Here is a 10,924-nt window from a genome sequence, read left to right as displayed (position 1 = left end):
TGACCAGAGCAAGCTCTGATCAAATCCGCTCGACTTGCATGTATTAGGCACGCCGCCAGCGTTCGTCCTGAGCCAGGATCAAACTCTCCAAAAAGTGTTTGACTTGCTCATTTGTTTCTTATAAGAATACGGGGTGTATTCCGATAAGAAGTTAAAACTTAAAACGTTGACGTTTTTATTGATTTTGTTCAGTTTTCAATGTTCAATTTCTCGTGTCGTCTTTGTGACAGCTATAACATCATATCATTTTTCACATTTCAATGTCAACTCTTTATTCCAAAAAGTTTTTCATCTCAATGCAACTCTGAACTCTTTTTCATTCGTATATGAAGAAGGTCTTAAATGACAGGATCTCAATATATCACGCTTTCCACAGTAAAGTCAACGTCTTTTACAACAAATAATTTTAAGCATTTCTTTTTGAAAATCATTCATAACGTTTGCTTTGTCGTTTCAGCGACGCATATAAATATAACCCCTCCGATATTTTAAGTCAATACTTTTTTTGAAAAAAATATGCCGGCAGGTAAATAACCCCGCCGGACGCTTCTACTGTTATACAACGTCGTTATAATAAATAATTTGAGAAAGATATTTGCTCCCTTTCACTTTTGGAAAAGCTTCTTTTGCTTCAGCCTCTGTATCAAATTCAAACATTTTGATTTCATTCTTCATATAAGAAGTGATAATCCACATGATCGCTATCTCCTTTTAAGCAAGCCGGAAAGCAAGCTCATAATTGTGTTTAGTGAATACGGACCCTTCCATGATCGTTCTCGCTGTCCTTACTACTTTTATTGCACTAATATGGCCGGCTAACAATTCAACCTTCGTTTCCACGATGCCGGCAGGGTGAGCCAGCCTGAATACTTCCTGCTTAATGTCCACGAGATCCGATAAAATAGTTTCCTGTAAAAAAGCACCCGCTGTTGTGCAAATGGCTCCTGTAATGGCGAGTGCCTGGTGCGGCTTTTGCATCGACATCATTCGAATGACGATATCCATATCTTCGGCTTTTCTGATTACACCGGTTCCATCTGTGTGTTCGGCAGGCGATGACACGATCGTCAGTTTCGGCACAGCCGGTGATACAGCTGTCGCTTCTTCTCTTTTAGCGAACCCGCACATTTCTGCCGCGATAGAACGGATTTCTTCCAGCTCTTTTAATTTAGCTGCCGAGAACTCTGCAGGCAGCTCCGTTCCGGTTAACCCTACGTCCGACGCCTTTATAAAAACGAGCGGATTTGCGACGTCAATAATGGAAACCGGAATTAGACGATTTTTCGTTTTGATCATATCTACCGGGTGGCCCGTCGGAAACAGCTTTCCGGTTACGGCTCCTTCTGCCTGTGTAAAGGATAAATAAACAGGTGCACCGGTACCCGGAACGCCAGGAATTTTACAGCTTCCCTCTGTTTTAACCTGGCCGTTTTCCACTTCCACTTCAGCGATAATTAATTTTTTCGTATTCGTATTGAGGATGCGTACACGGGTCATGGGCTCAACCGCTGCGACGAGACCTTGTTCAATCGCATATGGGCCTACAGCGGATGAAATATTGCCGCAATTTCCTTTAAAGTCGACCATTTGGTGTTCCGTGCTAATTTGAGCAAACGTATACTCAACATCAAACAAAGGAGAATCGGATTGTTTAATAATCGCCGCCTTGCTCGTCAGTGAGTTGCCGCCGCCGAGCCCGTCTATTTGACGCTGATCCGGACTGCCCATGACATCAAGCAAAAAAGCTTCCCAAAGCGCCGGATCGGATGGCATTTGATTTTCATTTAAGAAAACACCCTTGCTTGTCCCGCCCCGCATAATGACCACCGGTACCTTCATTCTCAAAACCACCTTTTATTTTTGATACATTCATCGTAAAATAAAGATAATCATAAGTGAAATACATATTTTTATAGAAAAAACCATAATTTTTTTTATAATCAAAGGAGGAATTACCGTGGATGAAAAAGACTGGACAGCGATTTGCATTTTGCACGAAGAGAAAAATTTAACCCGGTCAGCTGAACGTTTGTTTATTTCTCAGCCTGCTTTAACGTACCGGCTGAAAAATTTAGAAAACGAATTTGGCACACGCCTTTTTTTCAAAGTGAAGGGCGGCATTGAATTCACATCAGAAGGAACACATTTAGCTGAGTATGCGGGTGAGATGCTGAAAAAGCTTCAAAGAACAAAGGATTTCATGCTGAATATGCAAAATGAGGTGCGCGGGACGCTTCGACTCGGGGTTTCGAGCAATTTCGCACAATATAAACTTCCGAAGCTGCTAAAGGAATTTTCAACTCAGTATCCCAATGTACAATTTAATGTCAATACAGGCTGGAGCACAGACATTATGCATTTGCTGGACTCTTCCAATGTGCAGCTCGGCATTATGCGCGGCAACTATGATTGGTATGGAAGGAAGACACTGCTTCATAAAGAACGGCTTTGTCTTATTTCTAAAAAAGAGGTTGAGCTTGACCGGCTGCCGGAGCTGCCTTTTATTAATTACAAAACCGACAGCTCGCTGAAAAATTTAATCAATGGATGGTGGCATGACCGCTTTTCAGATCCGCCGATGGTAACAATGGAAACCGACCGCCAGGAAACGTGCAAGGAAATGGTTAAGAACGATCTCGGTGTGGCCATTCTGCCTGAAATCTGTCTTCAGCCTGGGGATAACCTTTTTACATATGGTCTGTCTTATAAAAGCGGAGATCCTGTCCTGCGCAATACGTGGCTGATGTATAATGAAGACTCACTCCAGCTTTCGACAGTGAAAAACTTTATCGACTTTTTAAGCACCCGGACGAAGATTTAGATTATAAGTTTTTTTATTAATAATTCTATAAAATTATGTATTTCACTTATCGATCCACATCCCCTATTCTTAGTACAAGAAATAACAGCCGCTTTTTTTGAAAGCGATTACTTAGTAGGAGGCGAAAAAATGCTCACATTTCTCGGCATTTCAATGGTCGTTGTTTTCACGTATTTGATTATGTCCAAACGATTATCACCGGTAGCGGCACTCACCGTCGTTCCGATCGTGTTTGCTTTAATTGGCGGTTTCGGTTCGCAGATTGGCGAGATGATGATGGAAGGATTAAAGGTTGTCGCTCCTTCTGCCGCCCTGTTGCTTTTTGCCATTTTATTCTTTGGTGTTCTCATTGACGCTGGACTGTTTGACCCTTTAATCAAAAAAATGCTTCAAATCGTCAAAGGAGATCCGGTTAAAATCGCGATCGGAACAGCCGTCCTTGCTTTAACCGTCGCACTGGACGGAGATGGAACGACTACTCATATGATTACTATTTCAGCTATGTACCCGCTGTATAAGCGGCTCGGAATGAAGCCTCTCGTGCTGGCGACGATTTCCCTTCTTTCCTTAAGCATTATGAGCGGCATGACACCATGGGGCGGCCCTGCCACACGTGCCATTACCTCCCTTGGCCTGGATGCGGGTGAGTTTTTCGTTCCTCTTTTACCGACAATGGCCGGCGGCATGATTTGTGTACTCGGCATTGCCTACCTATTAGGAAAAAAAGAACGGGAACGCCTCGGTGTGATTGACATTGATACAGCACCTTCTCAAACGCAGGCGCTGGCAGAAGCAGCTGCAGCCCATGTGGCAGCAGAGGATATCAAGCGTCCGAAGCTTGTCTGGGTGAATCTTTTGTTAACGCTTACAGTAATGGTCATTCTAGTAATGGGCATTATTCCGGTTCCGGTTTTGTTTTTAATCGGCTTTGTGCTCGCTTCAATGATTAACTACCCAAACCTTGAACAGCAAAAAGAACGCATGCTGTCTCATGCAGGAAACGCACTGACGGTCGTGACACTTGTGTTTGCAGCAGGTATTTTCACTGGTATTTTTTCAGGAACGAAGATGGTCGATGCAATCGCTAATTCACTCGTCGCGATCATTCCTGAATCACTCGGCTCTTTTTTCCCGCTCGTTGTCGCAATAACGAGCATGCCCTTTACGTTTGTTCTGTCCAACGACGCATATTACTTTGGTGTTTTGCCTATTTTGGCGGAAGCAGCATCTGCTTACGGCGTCAGCCCTGTTGAAATTGCCAGAGCCTCCATCCTTGGCCAGCCGGTTCACTTTTTGAGCCCGCTTGTTGCCTCGACGCTTCTTCTTGTCGGCATGGTCGAAACAGATCTCGGAGAATTCCAAAAATTCGCGGTGAAATGGGCCGTGATCTGCTCTCTCTTTATTACAGTTGTTGCCGTCTTAACGGGCGCGATTACCATTCTTTAAAAAAAGAAGGAAAATCCGAACGAATATAAAAACATTCGTTCGGATTTTTGTTGTTCTTACTTGATGACATTCACAATCGTTTCAGCCAGCTTTCTTACGGTGTAAAGCCGGGTATCATTTAAAAATTGAGCAGCTGGAAGCGGATCAAGGTAGTTCACTACCCCTGTTATATGATAGTCCCCGACTGGCGGCAGTACCTTTTGGAGCGCTTTTCCCGGAATAAGCGGACCTTTTTTTAAAAAGACAGTCCCTACATCCTCCTTGTTCCCAAGCCCTGCATCAATACTTAAAACAACCGGCTTTTCAAATTGCCGGTTTATTTTTTTTATAGTGGTTTCAAGATTAAAGGCGTGGACCGGCTCTTCAAGCGTCCCATACACCGTGTGCGGCACACCCGCTTCTACAAGCATCGTTCCGACAAGGGGACCGAGCGAATCGCCTACGGAACGATCTGACCCTATACACAAAATGATAACTTCTCCTGATGCACTGGCAAGCAGTTCTTTCACCGTCTCTGCCATCGCCTTTGTTTCCTGCTGCTTTGTTTGATTCTGGTCCCTTACACTTGAAAGGACTCTTTGCTCTACAATACGTATGTCTTTTGATCCGCTAAAAAACCCCATCATCGCCCCTCCCTTTCTTTTATTATAAAGGGAAGCTCGATGAGGGGCATTTATGAAGTTAAGCAGATGCATGCGAATGTGCCTCTTTTCTCGTTTCCCATGCATGAAGCATTCTAAAGACAGGCGGAAGCAGCAGGATGACGGCAATGATTCGCAGTACTTGAACAGCCACCACAAATGTCGCATCTGCTTCAAGTACGACTGCTGTTGTCGCCATTTCAGCTACTCCCCCTGGCGCAAATGCAAGTGCCGCGGTGATGAACGCGAGTCCTGTTGCTTTTGAAACAACAAATGCACAGGCAAACATGGCACCGATAAAAACAACCGTGCTGATCAGCGCCACAGTGATCGTTTGCTTTAAGCCGGTGAACATTTCTTTACGGAACCGCGAACCGATAGAGGCGGCAATCACAATTTGCGAAACAATCATGACTTCGCGCGGCCAGTAGGCGGCGAGATCATACCCGGCAACAGCCGACGAGCCTGACTGAACAACAGCTGTCAGCAGCATGCTTCCAAGCAGCCAGGGTGCCGGGAATTTCAGTTTCTTTCCTAGTCGGTAGCCTGCATAAGCGGTCGCCGTAAGGACAGCTGTCCATAAAAGTCCGTTCCATCCGAAGACTGCTCCCGCTTCCGATATAGCCGGGGCGGCAGATGGCTGAAACAGCAGCGCCGTTACAACAACCGGAATAATAAAAATCACAAGAAAAACACGCATCGTCTGCAGAATGCTGACGACTGCCGTATTAGCGCCGACTTCTTCTGCAATACCCGGCATAGCGGACAAGCCGCCCGGTGCCGTACTGAAAAAGCTTGTGAGCATATCCGTTTTACTGAACTTCCATAAAACGAGACCTGATACTAGAGAGAACACGATTGACAGCAGCAGCATAATGATAATAACCGCCCAGTCTTTTTGAAAAACGGCAAGAACCGATAGATTTATTTTTTGGCCAAGCTCAATACCTAATATGCACTGGCCGATGTAAAGCCAGTACTTGGGGATCCCTTTGTCCCCTGCAGCATGTGGCTTTGTGAAAGACAAAATTGCCGCCGCCATCAGCGTTCCGAGCATCCAGCCAATCGATAAGCCCGTCCACGACAGCAGCAGTCCGCCAATAGCACTTATGGCGATAAACAGCCATTTTGTTTCCTTCATCTTCATTCCTTCTTTCTCTTTCCTGTACCATTTACTATAATAGACAATAAGAAATAAATAAAATATCCTTTTTATATACTTAATCATACAATTTTATTATACCTAAAAGAGGTGCGCTTTTATGGATGAACGAGACTGGCTTATTTTAAAAACACTTCATGCGTACAAGAACATTACACATACAGCACAGTCGCTTTACGTTTCACAGCCGGCTTTAACCAATCGACTAAAGCAGATGGAAAAAGAATTCGGGGTTCAAATTGTCACACGCGGCAGACGCGGCATCCAATTCACACCGCAGGGAGACTACCTGGCAAAGTGTGCCGATGATATGATTCACCAGATGCAGCGCATAAAGGAAAACGTGCTTAATATGGAAAACAGCATGTCAGGAACGCTGCGGCTTGGCGTTTCAACCTTTTTCACGGATTATAAGCTGCCGGGTATTTTAAAGCTATTTAAAGAAGAATACCCGAACGTCGAGTTTAAAGTCACAACAGAGTGGAGCAGCCACATTACGCATCTTATTTACAACCAGGATGTACATGTGGGATTTGTAAAAGGGGATTACGGGTGGAAGGATCAAAAACGGCTTTTATTTGAAGAAACCATTTGCATTGCCTCAAAGGATCAAATCGATATGGAGCGATTGCCTGATATGCCGCGGATCGATTATCGAACGGATCAGAATTTAAAGATGGTTGTGGACCACTGGTGGGGTGAAAATTATGCAAAGCCGCCGCTTATCAGCATTGATGTCGACAAAGCAGGCACTTGCAAAAACATGGTAGCGAACGGCCTTGGCTATGCCATTCTCCCGAGCATGATTTTAGACGACCTGGACGACCTTCATAAGGTGGAGCTGACCGATGCGGCCGGCAAGCCGATTATCCGCAAAAGCTGGATGTTTTTTCACGAGGAGTCGCTGCAGCTGAATATCGTTAAAGCCTTTGTTGCTTTTATCGAACGGATCGATTTAAAAGAAATCCATTAACTAAAGAGCTTAGGGGAAAAGGTTATGGACTGAAGAAAAAGCCGAACGGTCAAATTCGGCTTTCTGTTGAGCTCTTCATGATGGTAAATCGGTTAGTGGACTGCGCTTGCGCGAACACAGTTTGGGCGGCTTCTGCAGGGCTGCGCGTTCGGAGGGGCGGGCGGTGAGCTAATTTTTGCCGCTGGCGCGTCAAAAATGGATCTCACCTGACCCGCTGCTCCCTCCCGAGTCTTCGCCCTGCGCCAGCCGCCCTTAGTAGGGAGGGCAAGCAACTGGTAATAACTAAAAAAAGCGTTCTGGCGTAACAACAAACCTTATTCTATTATTCGTGTAAAAAAAGAAAAGGCCGTTCTCATACAGCCATTCGTTAGTCATTGAATTTAAGCCTTTTTTAAGCATTTTTATATTCCTTGCTTCATTAGAACCACAACGGGCGTAGGGAAGCCGGCGGAGACTTCCGTGTGACGAGCGGACAGGCTGAAACAGCCGCGCACTTTGGGCTGGTTCAGCGTTCGCCACATAGAAAAGCGGAGCCGGCAGCCCGGAGCCCCTGTGCTTTTCCAAGAAAAAAAATAAATCAAGGCCTTCAGCTGCTAGATCGTTCGGATTCAAGGACCGTTCTCATTATTATATCCCAAGCTCTTTCATTATCAAATATTCTTTAACGCTTCGCTAATGGATTGTTCGCCTGAAACTAAATCAAATGACCGGTTAAATGTGTGAGCTGCATCGAGTGCATGGAAAATAACTGCCGCCACATCTTCCCGGGGGATTGACCCTCGTTCCAACTGCTCGGCTGCTTCTACTTTTCCTGTACCCTTATCATTTAAAAGACCGCCGGGGCGAACAATTGTGTAGGTTAAGGAGCTTTGCTCTACGGCTCGATCGGCGTGGTGCTTCGCTGCGTAATATGGAATCATCTGTTCATTCCAGTTTTCACGGTTGTTTGCTTGAAGGGCACTGACGATGATGAACCGCTTTACCCCAACCTGCTCAGCCGCTTCCACTGTTTTCGCCGCCCCATCCAGGTCGATGAGCAGTGTTTTATCGGGACCGGTATGGCCGCCGGAGCCTGCTGTAAACACAATGGCGTCACAGCCCTGTGCGGCATCGGTCAATTGATCAACGCTTCCTTCAAGATCCGCTATTACCGCTTCTACCCCTTGCTCCTTAAAGGCATCTGCCTGTTCCTGCTTGCGCACCATGGCGCGCGCTTCGTGCTTTTCGCTTTTTTGTATAAGTTCAATCAGCTTTTGTCCGATTTGTCCGTTCGCTCCAACAACTAAAACGTTCATAATAAATGAGCACCTCTTTCCAAATCATTTCCTGCTCATTATTTCAAAGTAAGAGGCTGCACGCAAATGAGACGACCTACGGCCGCGCTTTTCCGGTTGTTAAAAAAGCCGCCAGCTCCTTGCTGTGCGCTTTATGCTCCTGGCGTTTTTTCGCGCGCATAGGTGCCGTTTCATGCAGCTTTTTTTCTTCATCGCTTACAGGTATTACACCAGGGACAACGGCCGGCCGTCGATTATCATCCAGCGCAACGAATGTTAAAAAAGCCGTTGCGGCAATTTTCCGGTCCCCGCTTTTTAAGTCCTCCGCGACAATTTTCACAAACACTTCCATTGAAGAACTGCCCGTCCACGTCACAAATGATTCAAAGCAAACGGAATCGCTCGGACGGATCGGATGTAAAAAGTCGACTGAATCGGTTGAAGCTGTTACACATTCCTTCCGGCTGTGGCGTGCAGCTGAAATCGATGCCACCTGATCCACATCGCTCATCAGCCGTCCTCCGAATAACGTATTATGATTATTCACATCATTTGGGAAAACGCGACTTGTCCGCACAACGCGTGATTCTTTGCACTCTTTCGGCTTCATCCTCATCCACTCACTTTTGTTTAAATTTGAAATATGCGCTCATTATAATCTGAAGAGACTGAAAAACAAAGACTATTTTTAAAAACGAACGCTCCCCTTTATGTAGACTCCTCCAGCAATGCAGCGAGTTCGTCTGCCGCCTGCTTTTGTCCGAACATCAAGTAAGGACCCGCTGTTTGCATCACACCGCCTGCCTCGGTGACGAGAAGCTGTCCTGCTGCAATATCGTAAAATGCCGGATTAATATAAAGAGCCGCATCCCATTTGCCCGCTGCAATGTAAGCAAGGGTGACAGCCGCCGTCCCGATAATACGGACCCGGTACACATCATTCACGATTTTGGACAGGAGCTCCAGCCGCTGTGTGTTCGCTTCTTTATTCCCGTCTTTCGCAAAATCGCTGTGGGAAACAAACGATTCCGACAAAGGCGCCTGGCGCACACGAATCGGCTCTCCGTTTTTAAACGAACCGCCGCCCTTCGAAGCCCAATATGTTTCATGCAGCCCGGGCAAATCAATGACGCCGACAACAGGCTCTCCTTTGTACGTAAGAGCAATGGATACGCCGTATTGCGGGACACCGATACTATAATTAATCGTGCCGTCGATCGGGTCAATTACCCACTCATAGTCGCTGTTTGATTCAATCACTCCCGCTTCCTCACTGAAAATGCGGTGATCCGGATAAGCCGCCTGAATCCGTTTAATGATGAGCGCTTCTACGCGCACGTCCATCTCGGTCACGAAATCCTTCGCCGCCTTCATCGTTTGACCGCCTGCTTTTCCCTCATTCGGGCGTAAAAACGCACCTGCTTCTTTTCCGAGCTCAATCGCAAACGCTAAATAGTCTTCGTACATCCAATCGCTCCTCTTCTTATGTATATACGCATCATATCAAAAAAAGCGCCCGGCCCCCAGTGCTTTTGCGCACCAGAAGCCGGACACTTATCAATAAATGCCACGAATATGCTGTTTCACTTCATTGTGATAAAAATCGTTAATCCGCTCCTGCTCCTCTTTTGAAAAAGAAGGCGTTTGAAGCGCCTGAAGATTTTGACGGACCTGCTTTGTATTTTTAAAGCCAGGAATGATCGTGGTGACCTCCGGATGATCCAATATCCAGCGCAAGGAAGCTTCCGCCATCGAACCGCGCCCGTCAGCAATCCACTTCAGTTGATCGGCAAGCTCCACCCCTTTTTGAAAGCCAAGACCAGCAAACGTTTCCCCTACATTAAACGCCTTGCCGTCGTTGTTAAAATTCCGATGATCATCTTCTTCAAATGTATCGCTTTGCTTGAATTTTCCGGTCAGGAGCCCGCTTGCAAGCGGCAAACGGACGATGATGCCAACGCCCTGCGCCTTTGCTTGTTCAAACAGTTCTTCTGACGGCTTTTGACGGAACAGGTTGAAGATCACCTGCAAGCTTTTCACATTGGAATGCTTCAGGCACATGAGTCCTTCTTCCACGCTTTCGACGCTGACGCCGTAATGGCGAATTTTTCCTTCTTCCTGCAACCGGTCCAGCACGTGAAACACATTCCCGTCCTCCAAAATCTGTGTGGCCGGGCAATGGATTTGGTACAGATCAATCCGGTCGCGCTCCAGTCTCCTTAAGCTCGCTTCGCAATAAGCTTTTACCTGCTCATAGGAATACGTTTCGGCCGCATGGATATCGCCCTGCCGGCAAAACTTGGTCGCGATGTAAATGTCCTCTTCTTTGCCTTTTGTTGCTTTTGCGAGAAGCTTCTCACTGTGGCCATCGCCGTATACATCGGCCGTGTCGAAAAAGTTCACGCCTTGATCGATTGCGTCATCCAGCGCACTCAGCGATTCCGCATCCGTTGTCGTTCCCCATGATCCTCCGATTGCCCATGTCCCAAAGCTTACTTCACTTATCTTCATGCCTGTATTGCCCAGTTCCCGATAATTCAATGTTATCCCTCCTCCAGTTAAGAAAACGCCTTCAATAAAGAAAGTATAATGGATAAACAAAGAAAA

General features: G+C 46.2%; 11 protein-coding genes and 1 rRNA gene. 3 read left to right on the top strand and 9 right to left on the bottom strand.

All coding sequences use genetic code 11. The annotated features are described in order from the left end of the window. From BW952_RS16515 to BW952_RS16510, 3 genes are all read right to left on the bottom strand, one after another. A 16S ribosomal RNA gene (locus tag BW952_RS16515) occupies nucleotides 1-94 on the bottom strand; the annotation flags it as partial. A 461-nt stretch (nucleotides 95-555) separates the two neighbouring features. Then, nucleotides 556-696, bottom strand: a complete 141-nt coding sequence (locus BW952_RS19535) for a hypothetical protein (protein ID WP_169714114.1) — start codon at nucleotides 694-696, stop codon at nucleotides 556-558. 15 nt (nucleotides 697-711) lie between these two features. Next, nucleotides 712-1,839 carry a 2-methylaconitate cis-trans isomerase PrpF family protein gene (locus tag BW952_RS16510; protein WP_045852546.1) on the bottom strand — a complete coding sequence of 376 codons (1,128 nt, stop codon included), beginning with the start codon at nucleotides 1,837-1,839 and terminating at the stop codon, nucleotides 712-714. Nucleotides 1,840-1,957: 118 nt separating this feature from the next. On the opposite strand from BW952_RS16510, the gene BW952_RS16505 reads away from it, so the two are divergent. Together BW952_RS16505 and BW952_RS16500 are read left to right on the top strand one after the other, a co-directional pair. Next, complete coding sequence (locus BW952_RS16505; RefSeq protein ID WP_045852547.1) at nucleotides 1,958-2,821, top strand: LysR family transcriptional regulator; 864 nt, start codon at nucleotides 1,958-1,960, stop codon at nucleotides 2,819-2,821. A 129-nt stretch (nucleotides 2,822-2,950) separates the two neighbouring features. Continuing rightward, nucleotides 2,951-4,267 carry a CitMHS family transporter gene (locus tag BW952_RS16500; RefSeq protein WP_045852548.1) on the top strand — a complete coding sequence of 439 codons (1,317 nt, stop codon included), beginning with the start codon at nucleotides 2,951-2,953 and terminating at the stop codon, nucleotides 4,265-4,267. Nucleotides 4,268-4,323: 56 nt separating this feature from the next. Here BW952_RS16500 and yyaC read toward each other — a convergent pair whose 3' ends face one another. Together yyaC and BW952_RS16490 are read right to left on the bottom strand one after the other, a co-directional pair. Next, the gene (gene yyaC / locus BW952_RS16495; RefSeq protein ID WP_045852549.1) at nucleotides 4,324-4,893 is read right to left on the bottom strand and encodes a spore protease YyaC; all 570 of its coding nucleotides are present in this window, start codon (nucleotides 4,891-4,893) and stop codon (nucleotides 4,324-4,326) included. A 55-nt stretch (nucleotides 4,894-4,948) separates the two neighbouring features. After that, a complete protein-coding gene (locus BW952_RS16490; RefSeq protein WP_045852550.1) occupies nucleotides 4,949-6,049 on the bottom strand; it encodes an AbrB family transcriptional regulator in 1,101 nt (366 codons plus the stop codon). 121 nt (nucleotides 6,050-6,170) lie between these two features. Here BW952_RS16490 and BW952_RS16485 point away from each other — a divergent pair, with 121 nt between their 5' ends. Next, entirely contained in the window at nucleotides 6,171-7,043 is an 873-nt protein-coding gene (locus BW952_RS16485) for a LysR family transcriptional regulator (RefSeq protein WP_045852551.1), read from the top strand. 650 nt (nucleotides 7,044-7,693) lie between these two features. Here BW952_RS16485 and BW952_RS16475 read toward each other — a convergent pair. The 4 genes from BW952_RS16475 to BW952_RS16460 all read right to left on the bottom strand — a co-directional run bounded on the left by BW952_RS16475 (nucleotide 7,694) and on the right by BW952_RS16460 (nucleotide 10,858). After that, nucleotides 7,694-8,338, bottom strand: coding sequence for an SDR family oxidoreductase (locus tag BW952_RS16475; protein WP_045852062.1), 645 nt, complete (start codon nucleotides 8,336-8,338; stop codon nucleotides 7,694-7,696). Nucleotides 8,339-8,414: 76 nt separating this feature from the next. Next, entirely contained in the window at nucleotides 8,415-8,927 is a 513-nt protein-coding gene (locus tag BW952_RS16470) for an acyl-CoA thioesterase (protein ID WP_045852061.1), read from the bottom strand. A 98-nt stretch (nucleotides 8,928-9,025) separates the two neighbouring features. After that, nucleotides 9,026-9,784 carry an inositol monophosphatase family protein gene (locus BW952_RS16465; protein ID WP_052698524.1) on the bottom strand — a complete coding sequence of 253 codons (759 nt, stop codon included), beginning with the start codon at nucleotides 9,782-9,784 and terminating at the stop codon, nucleotides 9,026-9,028. Between the two features lie 90 nt (nucleotides 9,785-9,874). After that, nucleotides 9,875-10,858 carry an aldo/keto reductase gene (locus BW952_RS16460; protein WP_045852060.1) on the bottom strand — a complete coding sequence of 328 codons (984 nt, stop codon included), beginning with the start codon at nucleotides 10,856-10,858 and terminating at the stop codon, nucleotides 9,875-9,877. Nucleotides 10,859-10,924: the final 66 nt, after the last annotated feature.

It is taken from the genome of Domibacillus enclensis, from assembly GCF_900156125.1.
GTDB lineage: Bacteria > Bacillota > Bacilli > Bacillales > Domibacillaceae > Domibacillus > Domibacillus enclensis.
The sequence above is the reverse complement of the archived record's forward strand: the minus strand, read 5'-3'. Positions and strand labels throughout refer to the sequence as shown.

Excerpts from the sequence above, each read along its gene's own strand:
- BW952_RS16490 (WP_045852550.1), bottom strand. The coding sequence starts at position 6,049 with ATGAAGGAAACAAAATGGCTGTTTATCGCCATAAGTGCTATTGGCGGA.
- BW952_RS16475 (WP_045852062.1), bottom strand. The coding sequence starts at position 8,338 with ATGAACGTTTTAGTTGTTGGAGCGAACGGACAAATCGGACAAAAGCTG.
- yyaC (WP_045852549.1), bottom strand. The coding sequence starts at position 4,893 with ATGATGGGGTTTTTTAGCGGATCAAAAGACATACGTATTGTAGAGCAA.
- BW952_RS16500 (WP_045852548.1), top strand. The coding sequence starts at position 2,951 with ATGCTCACATTTCTCGGCATTTCAATGGTCGTTGTTTTCACGTATTTG.
- BW952_RS19535 (WP_169714114.1), bottom strand. The coding sequence starts at position 696 with ATGTGGATTATCACTTCTTATATGAAGAATGAAATCAAAATGTTTGAA.
- BW952_RS16510 (WP_045852546.1), bottom strand. The coding sequence starts at position 1,839 with ATGAAGGTACCGGTGGTCATTATGCGGGGCGGGACAAGCAAGGGTGTT.
- BW952_RS16485 (WP_045852551.1), top strand. The coding sequence starts at position 6,171 with ATGGATGAACGAGACTGGCTTATTTTAAAAACACTTCATGCGTACAAG.
- BW952_RS16465 (WP_052698524.1), bottom strand. The coding sequence starts at position 9,784 with ATGTACGAAGACTATTTAGCGTTTGCGATTGAGCTCGGAAAAGAAGCA.
- BW952_RS16470 (WP_045852061.1), bottom strand. The coding sequence starts at position 8,927 with ATGAAGCCGAAAGAGTGCAAAGAATCACGCGTTGTGCGGACAAGTCGC.